Source organism: Gemmatimonadaceae bacterium (assembly GCA_019637355.1).
Classification (GTDB): domain Bacteria; phylum Gemmatimonadota; class Gemmatimonadetes; order Gemmatimonadales; family Gemmatimonadaceae; genus Pseudogemmatithrix.
Window position 1 is genome coordinate 559,197 of record JAHBVT010000001.1, and the last position, 14,646, is coordinate 573,842.

The following is a 14,646-nucleotide window of genomic DNA, read 5'->3' on the forward strand; positions in this document are numbered from 1 at the left end:
CCCTCACGGTGCCGCCACCGTGATGGTCCGCGCGATCGGGGCACGGAGCACCGCGCCCGTGACCGTCACCGTGACCTTCTTGTAGTTCTGCACCGAGTCCTGGATGTGCAGGATGGCCGTCGTGCGCGTCAGGTCCAGCATCGTTGCGAAGTCCGTCTCCGTCCCCGCGTAAAGGGAGTCCAACGCACCGTAGCGTGGGTCCGACAGGATCTCGTCCGTCCGGTCGGTCACGAGCTGCAGCGCGGCCTGCTCAAGGTCCGCCCGCGCGGCCGTATGCATCGTCCGACCCGTCAGTGTGATCAGTGACAGAAGCACGACTGTCAAGATGGTCAGCGCGACCACGACCTCGACCAAGGAGAATCCGGATCGGCGCATCAGAAGATCTTGTTCCAGGAGCCAATCGCGTACGAGTAGGCAGATGCCCGCCCGGTGGAACGCTCGACGACCACGAGTCGTGAATGCTGCGGAAAATTCCCGCCCGGCGTCATCGCCCGCGAGGAGGTGAGGTACACGCCCCCGGCTTCGCTGGCCGAGCCGTCGCGCCGAAACACCACCGCCGCGCTGCCGTTCACCACCCGCGTGAACGTGATTGCGCTGGTGAGACTGCCGCGAGGTGGCGCGTTGCCAATCCCGAACACCACCGACTCGCCCAGCGGTACCACCCGCGTGTGCTCGCCCACGTCGATGCTGCCGTTATTGTTGCGGTCCTCGTGCACGCGGACGTGGCGCGCCGTCGTGTCAAACGTCACGATCACATCGTGCTGCTGCGTCAGGGCCTGACGCTGGGCGGTCAACACCGTCGTGCCCACGAGTTGAATCGCGGTGTTCACCCGCGCGCCGGCAATGTCGATGCGCGGCAGGGCAATCATCACGAGTACCCCTACCATCACGAGCACCATCGCGAGTTCGGCAAGCGTGAATCCGTGACGTCGTGATTGAAGCATCGCAAACCTCCTCTACCGAAGAGCGGGAGCGCCCGGGTGAACCGGTGGCACACGGCAAGCCTGCCGCCGAAGCACTCCCGTCCCACTGGGCATACTACGCGCCAGCCACCGGGCGGGCAACGCGAAACTATCACATCGTGGTAGCCACGGGGCCCACCGTACGCGGGCGACGGCGCGGGTCCGGGACGGCCCACAACTATATTGAAGGGAATCTACCACCAATGGAGTTCGCTCGTCATTATGTCTGACACCCTCCAGGCCCGCCTCGCCGAGGCGCTCGCCCCGCTCGCCAATCCCCGCACCGGCGCCTCGCTATACCAGACGCAGCAGGTGCGCGACATCGCCGTCACCCGCGACGGCAAGGTCCGCGTGACCCTGCTGCTCGCTGCCAACGACGACCCCACGCTGGCGCGCCAGGTGCGCCAAGCCCTCGAGCGCGTCGACGGCGTCGCCGAGGTCCGCGTGGACGTGAAGGACAGCGCCGAGCCGGCCCCGGGCGGCCAGTACGCGCCCGAGGGCAAGCCCAACCACGTCGCCAAGGCGCGTGCCCTCCCCGTGATGGGCGAACAGGCCCCGCCCCGCACACCCGCGACTCCGCAGCCGGTCGCCTACCCACAACTCGGTCGCATCATCGCCGTGTCCTCCGGTAAGGGTGGCGTGGGCAAGAGCACCGTCACGACCAACCTCGCGATCTCTTTGGCCAAACAGGGGTATCACGTAGGGCTGATGGACGCCGACATCTACGGCCCGAACATCCCGCGGATGATGGGCGTGGACGAAGCGCCGCCGGTGGTGGACGACAAGATCCAGCCGCTGGTGGCCCACGGCGTCAAGGTCATCTCGCTCGGTTTCCTCATTGAGCGTGACCAGCCCGCCATCTGGCGCGGCCCAATCGTGATGAAGATCATCACCCAGTTCCTGCGCGATGTGAACTGGGGCCGCTTGGATTTCCTGTTCGTCGATATGCCCCCGGGCACGGGTGACGCGCAGCTCTCGCTGGTGCAGGCCACGCAGGTGGCGGGGGCGATCATCGTCACCACGCCGCAGGAAGTCGCCGTCGGCGACGCGCTCCGCGGCGCCAAGATGTTCCAGCGTGTCGGCGTGCCGGTGCTCGGCGTCGTCGAGAATATGAGTTACTTCGAATCCCCGGAGACGGGGAAGCCGATGGCCATCTTCGGGACGGGCGGTGGCAAGCGCCTCGCCGACGAACTGGAGGTGCCGCTGCTCGGCGAAGTGCCGCTATACCCGCCCGTGCTCGAAGGCGCGGACCGCGGCGCGCCCATCGTGGTCAGTGGGCCCGAGTCGACGGCCGCCCGAAAGCTCACCGAGATCGCCGGTCGCATCGTCTCCGCACTGGGGGTGGGTGCGCCGGCCTGACCTCAACCCGGAGTCAGGATGGACGAACGGATCCGCGTCGCCACGCTGCAGTACCACATCCGCCAGGTCGAGACCTTCGACCAGTTCGCCGCCCAGGTCACGGGCCTCGTCGAGACGGCCGCCGACTACAAGTGCAAGCTGGTGCTCTTCCCTGAGTACTTCACGCTGCAGTTGCTCACGCTCGGTGACGTCCGCTCCGACATCAAGCAGCAGGTGCGCCGTCTTGCCGGCTACGTCGAGCGCTACGTGGAACTGTTCAGCGCGCTCACGAAGAAGCACAAGCTCTACGTCTGCGCCGGCACCATCCCGGTCGCCGAGGACGACGACATCTACAACGAGAGCTTCTTCTTCGGCCCCGACGGCTCGCACCGCGTGCAGCCCAAGCTGCATATGACGCGCTTCGAGAACGAGGAGTGGATCGTCAAGCCGCGGAGCCGCCTCAAGCTCTTCGACACCGCGCTTGGCAAGGTCGCCATTGCCATCTGCTACGACGTGCAGTTCCCCGAGATCGCGCGCGCCGCCGCGCGGCGTGGCGCCAAGATCCTGCTCGTGCCCAGTTGCACCGACGACCGCCAGGGAATGCTGCGCGTGCGCTACTGCGCGCAGGCCCGCGCCATCGAGAACCAGATGTTCGTCATCACCTCGCACACGGTGGGTTCGCTGCCGATGGTGCCGGCGGTGTCGCTCAACTACGGGCAGGCGGCCATCCTCACGCCCAGCGACTTCCCCTTCGCGCGCGACGGCATCCTCGCCGAGGGCATCCCCAACCAGGAGACGATGGTCATCGCTGAGCTGGAGATGGGCGCCATCCAGCGCGCGCGCTCCTCGGGAACGGTGTTGCCGCTGCTCGACTCCGAGCGCACTGCGAGCCTGGTCGCCGAGGTCGACGAGGAGTCGCTGTGATTTCGCCGGACACCCCGCCGCGACGGCGCTATGTGAAGGTGCGCCAGGTGGAGTCGCGCGACTTTCCCGGCATCACAGCGCTCTGCAACCGCACCTACCCGAACTCTCCGCCGTGGAGCGAAACGCAGCTTTCGCGGCACCTCGAGATCTTTCCCGAGGGCCAGCTCGTCGCGGTGGACCGCGGATCGGAAGTCGTGGGCTACGCCGCCAGCCTCATCGTCTTCTGGGACGACTACGAGATGCATTCGCCCTGGAAGGAGTTCACCGACAGCGGGATGTTCACCAATCACGACCCGGCCCAAGGGCGCACGCTGTACGGCGCCGAGGTGATGGTGCATCCGGAGATTCGCGGCAGCGGCATTGGCGGCAAGCTCTATGAGGCCCGCCGGGCGTTGGCCGAGCGACTCGGCCTGCTACGCATCCGTGCCGGCGCGCGTCTGCGTGGCTTCCACAAGCACGCCGCCAAGATGAGTGCGGAAGAGTATGTGCGCCGCGTCACCCGTAAGTCGTTGCGCGACCCCACGCTGTCCTTCCAGATCAACCGGGGATTCCACGTGCTCGCGGTGGTCCCGGGCTATCTCAAGTTCGATCCGGAGTCGCTGGGCTGGGCTGCAGTCATTGAGTGGCTGAACCCACAGGTGGCCACGCCGGCCGATCGGGCCGCCGTGCCACGCTGGTAAGCCTTACTTCGCGCTCGCCTCGGGGCGGGCAGGAACCGGTCGGCGCGCTGCGGCGATGCCGCCAATCGGCGTAGGCGTCTGCCACCCGCCAGCCGTAGCCACGGGAGCGGCCGGGCGGCGCTGCGAGAGCCGTAGCAACACGATGGCACCGAGGCCAGCCGTTGCCGCCACCCAGGTGACACCGAGCGCGAACGCGCGCGCCAGGATCGCCGCGCCACCGGCGGACTGCAGCGCCGCCGCGAGGATCCACGGGGCGAAGAGCACCACGGTCCCCGGCACCAGCGCGCGCAGCAGGGCGGCGCGGTCGTTGCCGCTGGAGTGCCGGAAGGCCGCGCGGCCGAGCAGCAGGGCCACCGACAGCCAGCCCAAGGTCACGAGGCCGACCATCGCGATCGGAGCCGCCACCAGCACGAAGGGAATCAGCAGGATGCCGACCAAGGTCACCGCGAGGGCCGCGGCCGCGAGCAAGACAATCGGGAGGAAGCCGAGCTGGCCGGCCACGCCTACGAGGAAGGCCTTGCCAAAGTCCTGCTCCAACACGCCTGCCACGGCGTCGAGCTGCCGGCCCGACAGCACAAGCGCAATCAGGGCCAGTGTCAGCACCATCACACCCCATCCGCCGGCCAGCGTCAGTGCCTCGGCCGTGCTGCGCGGCGGCGGCGCCACGCGCGCGGCGGCCACGGGCTTCGCGCCAATCGCCCCGCGCACGCGGCCGCCCTCGACGATCACACGGCCGCGCCAGGCGCTGGCCGAGCCGTGCACGTCGGCACCGTCGCGGACCGTCACGTCACCGAAGATGGCGCTGACACTGCCGAGCACCGTGCCCCGGATGTCCGCATCGCCACGCAGGACAACGACAGGGCCGCGGACGGTATCGCCCGCGGCCACGAGGCCGGTCTCGCCGACTTTATAGAAGCCCCGGAACTCGCCGCTCAGTCCGAGCGCGCGCAGGGCAGAGGTGGTGGAGTCATCCAGGGCGCCGACGCTGGTTTGCGCGGTAGCCGGAACGAAGGCCGCGACGCCGAGGACGGCGGCGGCACTGAGGCGGAGCAGGAGTCGCATTGGCTCAGCCCCGGTTGGCGCGAGCCGCCGCAGCCAGCCGGCGGAAGGCGAGCACCGCGAAGATCGCGGTACCGGCCAGGGCAGTGGCTCCAGCCGCGACGGTCGTGCCGTCGCCGAGCGCCCCGACCGCCGCGCGGACCGTGGCGCCGATGGCGCCCCAAGCCCCGCGTCCACCCTGCTCGAGCGCCGCGCCGGCGCTCCAGCCCAGGAGATCCATCCGGAACGCCAGCCACAGCGCCGTTCCCGACACCGTCGTGGCCGCGATGCCCGCCGCGGCCGCCGCCAGCACCCGCATTCCCGTGGTCTCGGGAATGAGGCGCCGCGCTGAATCCGCCAGCGCCACGTGCCACGGTTCAATGACCTGCACCTGCGTCATCACGCGATCGGCAAAGCCGTGCCGCGGTGCGAAGTGGGGCAGGGCATCCAGCTGTCCCGCGATGCCCTGGAGCGTCGCGAGTTGCGCGCTGCACTCGGGGCAGGTCTCGACGTGCGCCTTCAGCGGCGCCAGGCCGAAGCCGGCGTCGCTGTCTACCAACAGGTCGAGTTCTTGGGGAAGCAGGTGGCGGTGGTGCATTGGGTCTCCTGAGGCGTGTACGCGGGGCGGATGGAATCGGTTTCAGCCTTGCGGGTGGGAGGGGGGAGGTGGGGAGGGGGGTGAGGGCGGGGAGGCGGGAGGTGTGAGGCGGCTGGGAGGAGCGAGATGGCGGTTCGGACTCTGTTCGGTATCATCTCCCAACCATATCCCCTCTCCCAACCGTCTCCCTTCTCCCCTCTCCCTGCCGTCACCCTCCTCCCCCTCTCCCATCTCGCGCTATTCCCGAAGATGCTCCAACTCATCCCTCAACTGATGTCGTGCCCGGTGGATGTACGTCTTCACCGTCCCGAGAGGCAGGTCGAGCGTGGCGGCGATTTCCTCGTAACTCCGCCCCTCGACGTGCCGGAGCATGATGCAGTTTCGGTACTCCGGCCTGAGCTTCGCGATGGCCCGTTCGATGATGGTTCCCAGTTCGCGGGAGGCGAGTTCATCGAGGGGGGATTCGCCTTGGTCGGCGAGCTCGAAGGAGCTGGCTTCGATCTCCGAGGCGGTGCTGGCGTGCGGCGAGCCGTCCATCGAGATGGTGTCGAGCTGCCGCTTGCGCAGCGCGTCGATCGCGACGTTGTTGGCGATCTTGAACAGCCAGCTCGAGAACTTGAACTCGGGCCGATATTTGTCGAGGTGGTTGAGGACCTTGATGAACGAATCTTGCGCGAGGTCCTCGGCGGCGGCGCTGTCGCGCACCATCCGGTAGATGAGCGAAAAGACCGGACGCTCATAGCGCCGGATCAGCTCACGGAACGCGCTCTCGTTGCCGCGCTGGGCGAGGCTGACGACGTCCGCGTCGGGAAGGTTAGGAAGATCGAGGGGGGAGCGCGCCATTCTCTGGACAGAAACTTGCCCGGCGTGAGCGTAACGGGCAACTTTCCTCTCTATGACGACAGCGCTCGACCACGAGGCGCGCGAGGCTGACGCCGCCGCCGAGGGCGCGTCGGTGCAGGGGAAGCGCACCTATGTGCAGCGGATCTTCTCCGAGATCGCGCCGCGCTATGACCTGCTGAACCGCCTGCTTTCGTTGGGCATCGACCGCCGCTGGCGGAAGGTCGCGCTCAAGCGCCTGTCGTGGACGCAGTCTCCCCAGGGCGTGTATCTCGATCTCTGTGCGGGAACGCTGGACGTGGGCACCGAATTGTCCAAGCGCGAGGGCTTCGAGGGCAAGATCGTCGGGGCGGACTTCGCACAGCCGATGCTTGCGGCCGGCCTGGGCAAGGCGCCGGCGGACGTGCTCGTGCCAGTCGTGGCGGACGCGATGGCGCTGCCGTTTCGCAACGACGCGTTCGACGGCGGCATCGTGGCGTTCGGCATCCGCAACGTCGCCGATCTCGGCGCCGGCCTGCGCGAGGTGCATCGGGTGCTCAAGCCCGGCGCGCGCTTCGTGATCCTCGAGTTCTCGACGCCGCGCGTGCCGTTGGTGCGCGCGCTGTACCTGTTCTACTTCCACCGCATCCTGCCGTTGATCGGGCGCCTCATCTCCGGTCACCGCACGGCCTACACCTACCTGCCGCGCTCGGTCGCCAACTTTCCGGAGACTAAGGCGCTGGCGGCGAGAATGACCGAGGCCGGATTCCGTGACGTGCGCTTCGAGACGCTGACCTTCGGCATCTCCGCCGTGCACGTCGGCACCAAGTAAGCCTTCCGCCCCCCAGCCGTGACCCAGACGCTCGATACCCTGCAGGAGTTCATCGCCGCCATCGAGGCCCGCGGCGAGCTCGTGCGCATCACGCGGCCGGTGAGCGTGCACCTCGAGATGTGCGAGATCGCCGACCGCACGATGAAGCTGCCCGGCGGCGGCCCGGCGCTGCTGTTCGAGAAGCCCATCCTGCGTGATGGATCGGCCTCGCAGTTCCCGGTGGCCATCAATCTGTTCGGGTCGATGTCGCGGATGGCGCTTGCCTTGGGTGTGGAGCGGCTCGACGAGCACGGCGACCGCATCACCAAGCTGATGGACCTGAAGGTGCCCGAGGGCTTCCTCGGGAAGCTGCAGTTGCTGCCGCGGCTCTTGGAGATTGCCAAGTTCCCGCCGCGGATGGCCTCCGGCACGCCGGCTTGCCAGGAAATCGTCTGGAAGGGTGACGACATCGACCTCGACAAGTTGCCGGTGCTGACGACCTGGCCGGAGGACGGCGGCCCCTTCCTCACGATGACGGCGGTTGTGAGCAAGGACCCGAAGCGCGGCATCCGCAACGTCGGGATGTACCGCGTGCAGCAGATGGGCAAGCAGCACGTCGCGATGCATTGGCAGCGGCACAAGACTGGCGCCGAGCATTGGCGGCAGATGGCGGAGAAGGGCGAGAAGATGCCGGTGTGCATCATCATCGGCTCGGACCCGGCGTCGATGTACTCGGCCAGCGCGCCGCTGCCGCCCAACGTGGATGAGTTCATCTTCGCGGGCTTCCTGCGCAAGGCGCCGGTGAGGCTGACGAAGGCGCTCACCTGCGATCTCGAAGTGCCGGCCGATGCAGAGATCGTCATCGAGGGCTACATCGACCCGCGCGAGGAGCTGGTGGTGGAGGGGCCCTTCGGCGACCACACGGGCTACTACTCCGAGGCGGACCTGTATCCGCGTGTGCACGTGACCGCGGTGACGATGCGGAAGAACGCGGTGTACTCGGCGACCATCGTCGGGCGCCCACCGATGGAGGACTATTACCTCGGGCACGCCACGGAGCGGATCTTCCTGCCGCTGCTCAAGCTCACGACGCCGGAAATCGTGGACTACCATATGCCAGCCGAGGGAGTGTTCCACAACCTTGTGCTGGTGAGCATCAAGAAGCAGTACCCGGGCCACGCCTACAAGACGATGAACGCGCTCTGGGGCGCGGGCTTGATGTCGCTGGCCAAGGTGATCGTCGTGGTGGACGACTGGGTGGATGTGCGCAATCCGCAGGAGGCCTGGTGGGTGGCGCTCAACAACATCGACCCCGAGCGCGACACGCGCTTCACGATGGGGCCGGTGGACGTGCTCGACCACGCGAGTCGCGCGTTCACCTATGGCTCGAAGATGGGCATCGACGGCACCAAGAAGTGGCCCGAGGAAGGCTTCACGCGGAACTGGCCGACGGTGATCGAGATGGACGCCGAAACCAAGGCCAAGGTGGACGGCTACTGGGCGTCGTTGGGGATCGAGAAGCCGTGAGCACGACGGCCACGCATCCAGGCGGCGGCCGCGAGGGGCAAACCTTCGCGGGCGAGGGGCGCATCGCGCGCTGGATGAGCTTCGTGAAGCTGCCGCACACCGTGTTCGCGCTGCCGTTCGCGCTGGTGGGCGTGACGATCGCGTCGCTGGAGTGGGAGATCACCTGGGCGATGCTTGGGTGGGTGGTGCTGGCGTTTACGGCGGCGCGATGGGTGGCGATGGCGGTGAATCGCATCGTGGACCGCGAGTTCGACGCGCGGAACCCCCGCACCGCGCAGCGCGAGATCCCGCGGGGCGCTATCCACGTGCGCGACGCCTGGATTACGGTGGCGGTGGCCGCGGCGCTGTTCGTGTGGGCGTCGGCGCAGCTCAATCCGCTGTGCCTGTACCTCTCACCGCTGGCCTTGGCCTGGGTGTGCTTCTACTCGTTCACCAAGCGCTTCACGCGTTACGCACACCTCGTGCTCGGCTTGGGTCTCGCGATTGCGCCCGTGGGCGGCTACCTCGCCATCACGGGCGTGTGGAGCGAGCCCTGGTGGTTGCTCATCGCCATCACGGTGGCCGTGATGACCTGGAGCGCCGGGTTTGACGTGCTGTATGCATTGCCCGATGTGGAGTTCGACCGCGCGCAGGGGCTGCATTCGATTCCGTCGGCCGTCGGGGTGCCTCGGGCCCTTCAGATCGCCCGGGCGATGCACGCCGTCACCGTGCTGGCGCTGGGTGCCACGGTGTGGGCCTCCGGGCTGGGCTGGTTGGCGTGGGCCGGTGTCTCGGTGGTCGGCGTGTTGCTCGCCTACGAGCACTCACTGGTGCACAGCGACGACCTCAGCAAGCTCGACGCCGCGTTCTTCACGATGAACGGCGTGATCTCGATGAGCTTCTTTGCGTTCGTGCTGGCGGACCGGATGTTCCTGCGATGACGCGGCCACTCGTGAGCGACGCGCCGTTGGTGATGGCGATTACCGGCGCGAGCGGGGCGCCGTACGGCATCCGGCTGCTCGAGCAGTTGCTCGTCGCCGAGCGGCGGGTGAGTCTCATCGTGAGTTCGCACGGGTTCCGTTTGTTGCGCACGGAGAGCGAAGTCGGCGACTTGGCTGGCCTGCGTGCGGCGGTGGGCGCGTCTCGATTCGACAAGCTCGTCACCGTGTATGACGATGGCGATCGCGGTGCGGCGCCGGCGTCGGGTTCGTCGCTCGCGGGCGGGATGGTGATCTGCCCCTGCTCGATGGGGACGTTGGCAAGCATCGCGGCGGGGACGTCGCGCTCGCTGGTGGAGCGCGCGGCGGATGTGGCGCTTAAGGAGCGGCGGCCGTTGTTGATGGTGACACGCGAGACGCCGCTGTCGCTGATCCACATCGAGAATATGCGGCGCGTGACGCTGGCGGGGGCGACGGTGATGCCGGCGGCGCCGGGGTTCTACAATCGACCGACGACGATTGACGAGATGGTGGATTTCATCGTGGCGCGGGTGCTGGACCATCTTGGCGTGCCGAACACGCTGGCCCCGCGGTGGGGCGAACCCGCCGGCGACTGAGGCTGAGGCGGTGGCCGACGCGATTCGCATCGGGCTGATTTCCGATACGCACGGCCTGCTGCGCCCGCAGGTGCACGAGGTTTTCGCCGGCGTCGATCGCATCCTCCACGCCGGCGACGTGTGCAGCGACACGATCCTGACCGAACTCGGCTTGATCGCGCCGACGCAGGCCGTGTTCGGCAACTGCGACGACCCTTGGGATCCGTCGTTGCGCGAGGCGCTGGACGTGGACGTCGGCGGCCTGCGCATTCACGTGCAGCACGGGCACGAGTTGGGGCGGCCGAAGCCGGCGCGGGTGGCGGCCGCCTACGATGCCGACGTCTGCGTGTATGGACACACGCACCAGCAGGTGATCGAGCGCGTGGACGGGCGCCTCATCGTGAATCCCGGTGCCGCGGGGCCGCGGCGCTTCGATTTGAGGCCTTGCGTGGCGATCCTGACAATTGCGGACGGCGTCGCCGACGCGACGCTGGTCGAGCTCGAGGGCTAGCGCGCCTTCGGCGGCGGGCCGAAGGCCTCGACCGCATCAATGAACGTGTCGGGGTTGATCGGCTTGGCGAGGAAGGCTGCGGCGCCGAGCATCCGCACGCGGTTCTGCATCGCCGCATCGGTGGTGGCGCTGACGATGAGCACTGGAATCAGTGCGGACTTGGCCGACTGCTTGAGCTTGGCGAGCGTGGTCGCACCGTCGCCGGCGGGCATCTGCAAGTCGAGCACGATGAGGTCAGGCGCGGGCGCGCGCATCGCGGCCATCAGGGCGCTGGCGCCGTCGTAGGCGGGGAAGGCCTGATGGCCCGCAGCCATCAGCATCTGGCAGGCGAGCTGGGAAAACTGCCGGTCGTCGTCGGCGACAAGGATGCGCATCCGGGGAAGTTCGGCCTGCGGAGCGCAGGCCGCAAGCCGCACGGATCAGCGCGGCGGGCCGCTGCGGCGCAGGTGCATCTCAAGGGTCCGCTGCGGCGGAGCCCCCGCGCGTTCGTAGTAGCCGACCTCGTGCCAGGTCGAATCGGTGAGCGCAATCACGTACCGCACGCGCCCGCCGGCCACGGGGAAGCCCCAGATTACGGTGTCCGGCTTCAGCTCGATGTCTGGCTCGAGGGAGTTGCCATCCCGATGCGTACGCATCCGCACCTTGCCGGCTTGGGGGTCGAACCAAATCGTCGCCGCCGCTTCGAAGACGATGGCATCGCTGCGCGGATCGCGACCGGTGCCGCGGATCTGGATGATGCTGCCGCGCGCGCCGAAGACGATATCTTCGTGTTGGCGCACGGAAATCGGCTCGCCGGGGCCCTCCCAGGCGCGGGCGTCACCTATCCACTGCCCGACGATGCGCTGGATGGGCGCGAGCGCCTCCTGTGAGCGGCGCGTGAGCGCGGCGGAGTCAGGGGCCTGTGCGTGGAGCGGGGCAGCAGCGACGACGAGCAGGATTGCGAGGCGGTACGGCACGGCAGCACTCCGAGGCAAGAGTCATCGTGATGGTCGCCAGAATCTGTGCGCCGGTACGCGTCGACGCTTGAACGAACGCGACATCGCGCTCACGGTCGCACGTTGCGATGCTCGATGGCGTGGAGGCGCTCGGCGACGTCGGTGGGCGCGAGACCCACCATCGCGCGGAACTCGCGTGCGAGATGCGCGTGGTCGGCGTATCCGGACTCCGCCGCGATGGCGGACCATCCAGCGTCGTTGCCCATCCGCAGGGCGATGGACTCACGCAAGCGGCGGATGCGCGCCCACTCGCGGAGTGTCAGGCCGGTCGCAGCCACGAAGCGCCGCTGCAGTTGTCGCAGTCCGAGGCCGGCTTCTGCGGCCACGTCGGCCATCGTGACGTCGCCGCGGCTCCGGACGATGCTCAGCAGGGCACGGCGCACGCCGGCATCCGGCGTGGTCCACTGCGGCTGTCGCGCGAGGAGGGCGGCATCGAGCGCGGCGGTCACTCGCCCAGGCTCGAGCAGTGCAACCGCATCGAGCAACGACGCGGCCCAGGCGACGATGGCTGGATCGGCGGGCCCCACGCGGTCACGCAGGGCCGGCGCGGTGAAGCCGAGCACGGTGGCGCTGGAGTCGGGCCAGAGGCGAAACCCCCACATCTCGCTGTGCGGACGCAGCGGCGGTTGCATCGCGGTCACGCGCGGGCCGGTCCAGAGAATGCGCGGCCCGGGCAACGGCGTGGCAAGCACTGCGATGGAGGTGCAACCGTCCGGCCATACGGTGAAGGGCGCGGCGTCCGCGGCGATGTCGTCCACCGAGAACCGCCAGTAGTTGAGGACCCACGTCCGCAGGGCGGGCGCGACAGGAAACTCCTCGTAGCGCTGCGACGCCATCAGGCGCTCCGCGCCGCGGCTGCGGTGATCGCGCCCAGCGGCAGTGTGCGCTCGAACTCCGCGGCATACTTCCGGAACCACCCGGCGACGAGCAACACTTCGTCGACTTCGTGGCCCGGCACGGTCTGCGCCTGCCGTTGGCTGCGTGCCCCGGGCACTTCGAGCGCCTTCGCCTCGAGCGCGGCCTGCTCGGCTGGCGTGCGCGGCGCCGGGCCTTCGGCGCGCACGACCCCGCGCTTGATCACGTATGCACGATCGTCGCCCTTCACCCCGGGCACCACGTAGGTGAAGCTCAGCGACTCGAGCGCGAAGCGCAGGCGCGCGAACTGCTCGCGAAGCGACTCGAGGCGCTGGAGCTTGTCGCGCCAGAAGGCGGCGCGTTCGAAATCGAGCGCATCGCTGGCCTGTTCCATCCGGCCGCGCAGGAGGGTGACCGGCGCATCCTCGCGGCCCTCAAGGAATCCGCGTGCGGCGGCGAAGGCGGCGTCGTAGTCGGCGACGCGCACGGCGCCAACGCAAGGGCCGAGGCAGCGGCCGATCTCGTAGCGGATGCAGCCCGGTGTGCGCGAGGGGAGGTCGAGAAGGTCGGGTTGGTCCGCGAAGACCATCGGCGTATCGAGCGCACAGTCGCGCAGGCCGAGTGCGTCGTTGAGTTCGCGGATGGCCTCGGCGAGCTGCACGGCGCCGCGGAAGGGGCCGAAGTAGGTGCCGTGCTCGTCGGTGCCGGCTCCGCGCACGACGTGCAGGCGCGGGGCGGGGCCACGCGAGATGCGCACGAAGGCGTGGTACCGCGCGTCGCGCTTCATCGCGACGTTGTAACGCGGGCGCAGTTGCTTGATGAGCCGCAGCTCGCGCAACAGCGCCGCGAACTCGCTGGGCAGCGGCTCCCACTCCAGCGTGGCGGCTTCGCGCAGGATGCGCGCGCCTTTGTCACGCGGGAACTTGGCGCGGAAGTAGCTGAGCAGGCGGGTGCGCAGCGCCTTGGACTTGCCGACGTAGATGACTTCGCCCTCGGTCGAGGTCATCCGGTACACCCCGGGGACGTCGCGCGCGGTGTCCTTCACGAGCGCGAGCATATTGTCGATCCGCATCTCGACGTCCTTGGGCGGCGCGAGCGGGCCGCGGCGGCGACGGCGACTCACTTCTGGCAACTCCGGCACCAGACGGTCGAGCGTCCCTCGAGCTTGTGCGTCTCTTGTAGGGTGGCACCGCAGCGCACGCAGGCCTCGCCGCCGCGGCCGTACACCTTGAGCTCCTTGGCGTAGCCGCCGCGTCCGCCGTAGGCGTCCTGGAAGTCGCGGAAGGTCGTGCCGCGAAGTGCTATGCTCGCCCTGAGGATCTCGCGCAGGGATTCGAGCAGCCCGGCGGCCGCGGCGCGCGTGATGGCACTGGCGCGCCGCGACGGGCGGATGCCGGCGCGCCACAGGGCCTCGTTGGCGTAGATGTTGCCCACGCCGGCCAATCGCTTCTGGTCCATCAACACGGATTTCACGGCGCGGCTCGACCCCCGAAGGATTCCCGAAAATCGCTCCGGGGTGAGGGCTGGGTCAAGCGGCTCGGGTCCGAGGCTCGCGTCCCAGGCGGCGTAGCGCCCGTCGGGCATCAGTTCGAGCGTCCCCAGGCGACGCACGTCCACGTACTCGAGCAGGCGCGCGTCCGAGAGACGGAACTGGACGCAGCAGTAGGGCAGAGGCGGGGGCGGGGCGTTCGCGGGTCGCTGCGGCGTCGACGCCACGTTGATCGCACTCTCGGGCCCCGATGTCGCCCGTGCGGTGTCCGCGGCATCCCCTGCGCCGCGCAGGAGCAGTGCGCCCGTGAAGCGCGGCGTCACAACGATGCGAGCAGCGCCATCGAGTGCGATCACGATGGACTTGGCCCGCCGCGACACGCCGAGTATCGGGCGCGTGATGCGGCGCATCGCGTCCGGGGTGATCGGTCGCAGGCCGCGGACGACATCGCCGCGGAGGACGGTGATCGTACGGATCCGCGCGCCGCGCAACGCGGCGTCGAGGTCGCGGGCAATCGTTTCGGTTTCGGGAAGTTCAGGCATCGGGCGTCCTCAGGCGTCGCGCCCAGCGAATCGCTGCGCTCGAC

At 68.6% G+C, this 14,646-nt stretch carries 18 protein-coding genes; 8 read left to right on the forward strand and 10 right to left on the reverse strand.

Annotated elements, in window-relative coordinates; genetic code table 11:
• Nucleotides 1-3 precede the first annotated feature (3 nt).
• Together KF689_02470 and KF689_02475 are read right to left on the reverse strand one after the other, a co-directional pair.
• Entirely contained in the window at nucleotides 4-375 is a 372-nt protein-coding gene (locus KF689_02470) for a prepilin-type N-terminal cleavage/methylation domain-containing protein (GenBank protein ID MBX3132238.1), read from the reverse strand.
• Complete coding sequence (locus tag KF689_02475; protein MBX3132239.1) at nucleotides 375-944, reverse strand: prepilin-type N-terminal cleavage/methylation domain-containing protein; 570 nt, start codon at nucleotides 942-944, stop codon at nucleotides 375-377. The genes KF689_02470 and KF689_02475 overlap by 1 nt, the downstream gene beginning before the upstream one ends.
• A gap of 240 nt (nucleotides 945-1,184) precedes the next feature.
• Between KF689_02475 and KF689_02480 the strand changes: the two genes are divergently transcribed.
• The 3 genes from KF689_02480 to KF689_02490 are packed head-to-tail and all read left to right on the forward strand — an operon-like array spanning nucleotide 1,185 to nucleotide 3,904.
• Entirely contained in the window at nucleotides 1,185-2,321 is a 1,137-nt protein-coding gene (locus KF689_02480) for an Mrp/NBP35 family ATP-binding protein (protein ID MBX3132240.1), read from the forward strand.
• 18 nt (nucleotides 2,322-2,339) lie between these two features.
• The gene (locus tag KF689_02485; protein MBX3132241.1) at nucleotides 2,340-3,224 is read left to right on the forward strand and encodes a carbon-nitrogen hydrolase family protein; all 885 of its coding nucleotides are present in this window, start codon (nucleotides 2,340-2,342) and stop codon (nucleotides 3,222-3,224) included.
• Nucleotides 3,221-3,904, forward strand: coding sequence for a GNAT family N-acetyltransferase (locus KF689_02490; GenBank protein MBX3132242.1), 684 nt, complete (start codon nucleotides 3,221-3,223; stop codon nucleotides 3,902-3,904). Before KF689_02485 ends, KF689_02490 begins: the two co-directional genes overlap by 4 nt.
• A gap of 3 nt (nucleotides 3,905-3,907) precedes the next feature.
• Here the strand turns inward: KF689_02490 and KF689_02495 are convergent, their stop codons facing one another.
• From KF689_02495 to KF689_02505, 3 genes are all read right to left on the reverse strand, one after another.
• The gene (locus tag KF689_02495; protein MBX3132243.1) at nucleotides 3,908-4,966 is read right to left on the reverse strand and encodes a hypothetical protein; all 1,059 of its coding nucleotides are present in this window, start codon (nucleotides 4,964-4,966) and stop codon (nucleotides 3,908-3,910) included.
• A gap of 4 nt (nucleotides 4,967-4,970) precedes the next feature.
• On the reverse strand, nucleotides 4,971-5,540 hold the full coding sequence (locus KF689_02500; GenBank protein ID MBX3132244.1) for a hypothetical protein: 570 nt from the start codon (nucleotides 5,538-5,540) through the stop codon (nucleotides 4,971-4,973).
• A 237-nt stretch (nucleotides 5,541-5,777) separates the two neighbouring features.
• Nucleotides 5,778-6,383 (reverse strand): sigma-70 family RNA polymerase sigma factor, encoded by a 606-nt coding sequence (locus KF689_02505; protein MBX3132245.1) that lies wholly within the window; start codon nucleotides 6,381-6,383, stop codon nucleotides 5,778-5,780.
• Between the two features lie 52 nt (nucleotides 6,384-6,435).
• Here KF689_02505 and ubiE point away from each other — a divergent pair, with 52 nt between their 5' ends.
• From ubiE to KF689_02530, 5 genes are read left to right on the forward strand one after another with little or no spacing between them, the layout of a single operon-like run.
• The gene (ubiE, locus tag KF689_02510; GenBank protein ID MBX3132246.1) at nucleotides 6,436-7,191 is read left to right on the forward strand and encodes a bifunctional demethylmenaquinone methyltransferase/2-methoxy-6-polyprenyl-1,4-benzoquinol methylase UbiE; all 756 of its coding nucleotides are present in this window, start codon (nucleotides 6,436-6,438) and stop codon (nucleotides 7,189-7,191) included.
• 18 nt (nucleotides 7,192-7,209) lie between these two features.
• A complete protein-coding gene (locus KF689_02515; protein ID MBX3132247.1) occupies nucleotides 7,210-8,697 on the forward strand; it encodes a menaquinone biosynthesis decarboxylase in 1,488 nt (495 codons plus the stop codon).
• The gene (gene ubiA / locus KF689_02520) at nucleotides 8,694-9,617 is read left to right on the forward strand and encodes a putative 4-hydroxybenzoate polyprenyltransferase (GenBank protein MBX3132248.1); all 924 of its coding nucleotides are present in this window, start codon (nucleotides 8,694-8,696) and stop codon (nucleotides 9,615-9,617) included. Before KF689_02515 ends, ubiA begins: the two co-directional genes overlap by 4 nt.
• Nucleotides 9,614-10,231: a UbiX family flavin prenyltransferase gene (locus KF689_02525; GenBank protein MBX3132249.1), complete on the forward strand. Its 618-nt coding sequence runs from the start codon at nucleotides 9,614-9,616 to the stop codon at nucleotides 10,229-10,231. The genes ubiA and KF689_02525 overlap by 4 nt, the downstream gene beginning before the upstream one ends.
• A gap of 10 nt (nucleotides 10,232-10,241) precedes the next feature.
• On the forward strand, nucleotides 10,242-10,721 hold the full coding sequence (locus KF689_02530; GenBank protein ID MBX3132250.1) for a metallophosphoesterase family protein: 480 nt from the start codon (nucleotides 10,242-10,244) through the stop codon (nucleotides 10,719-10,721).
• Here KF689_02530 and KF689_02535 read toward each other — a convergent pair.
• The 5 genes from KF689_02535 to mutM all read right to left on the reverse strand — a co-directional run bounded on the left by KF689_02535 (nucleotide 10,718) and on the right by mutM (nucleotide 14,602).
• A complete protein-coding gene (locus KF689_02535) occupies nucleotides 10,718-11,095 on the reverse strand; it encodes a response regulator transcription factor (GenBank protein MBX3132251.1) in 378 nt (125 codons plus the stop codon). The two genes, KF689_02530 and KF689_02535, sit on opposite strands and share 4 nt — an antisense overlap.
• 45 nt (nucleotides 11,096-11,140) lie before the next feature.
• Nucleotides 11,141-11,677 (reverse strand): hypothetical protein, encoded by a 537-nt coding sequence (locus KF689_02540; protein ID MBX3132252.1) that lies wholly within the window; start codon nucleotides 11,675-11,677, stop codon nucleotides 11,141-11,143.
• 89 nt (nucleotides 11,678-11,766) lie between these two features.
• On the reverse strand, nucleotides 11,767-12,552 hold the full coding sequence (locus KF689_02545) for an AraC family transcriptional regulator (GenBank protein MBX3132253.1): 786 nt from the start codon (nucleotides 12,550-12,552) through the stop codon (nucleotides 11,767-11,769).
• A complete protein-coding gene (locus KF689_02550) occupies nucleotides 12,552-13,694 on the reverse strand; it encodes a UvrB/UvrC motif-containing protein (protein ID MBX3132254.1) in 1,143 nt (380 codons plus the stop codon). Before KF689_02550 ends, KF689_02545 begins: the two co-directional genes overlap by 1 nt.
• Entirely contained in the window at nucleotides 13,691-14,602 is a 912-nt protein-coding gene (gene mutM, locus KF689_02555) for a bifunctional DNA-formamidopyrimidine glycosylase/DNA-(apurinic or apyrimidinic site) lyase (protein ID MBX3132255.1), read from the reverse strand. Before mutM ends, KF689_02550 begins: the two co-directional genes overlap by 4 nt.
• Nucleotides 14,603-14,646: the final 44 nt, after the last annotated feature.

Coding starts and splice junctions, on each gene's coding strand:
- KF689_02470 (MBX3132238.1), bottom strand. CDS start 375: ATGCGCCGATCCGGATTCTCCTTGGTCGAGGTCGTGGTCGCGCTGACC.
- KF689_02475 (MBX3132239.1), bottom strand. CDS start 944: ATGCTTCAATCACGACGTCACGGATTCACGCTTGCCGAACTCGCGATG.
- KF689_02480 (MBX3132240.1), top strand. CDS start 1,185: ATGTCTGACACCCTCCAGGCCCGCCTCGCCGAGGCGCTCGCCCCGCTC.
- KF689_02485 (MBX3132241.1), top strand. CDS start 2,340: ATGGACGAACGGATCCGCGTCGCCACGCTGCAGTACCACATCCGCCAG.
- KF689_02495 (MBX3132243.1), bottom strand. CDS start 4,966: ATGCGACTCCTGCTCCGCCTCAGTGCCGCCGCCGTCCTCGGCGTCGCG.
- KF689_02500 (MBX3132244.1), bottom strand. CDS start 5,540: ATGCACCACCGCCACCTGCTTCCCCAAGAACTCGACCTGTTGGTAGAC.
- KF689_02505 (MBX3132245.1), bottom strand. CDS start 6,383: ATGGCGCGCTCCCCCCTCGATCTTCCTAACCTTCCCGACGCGGACGTC.
- ubiE (MBX3132246.1), top strand. CDS start 6,436: ATGACGACAGCGCTCGACCACGAGGCGCGCGAGGCTGACGCCGCCGCC.
- KF689_02525 (MBX3132249.1), top strand. CDS start 9,614: ATGACGCGGCCACTCGTGAGCGACGCGCCGTTGGTGATGGCGATTACC.
- KF689_02535 (MBX3132251.1), bottom strand. CDS start 11,095: ATGCGCATCCTTGTCGCCGACGACGACCGGCAGTTTTCCCAGCTCGCC.
- KF689_02545 (MBX3132253.1), bottom strand. CDS start 12,552: ATGGCGTCGCAGCGCTACGAGGAGTTTCCTGTCGCGCCCGCCCTGCGG.
- mutM (MBX3132255.1), bottom strand. CDS start 14,602: ATGCCTGAACTTCCCGAAACCGAAACGATTGCCCGCGACCTCGACGCC.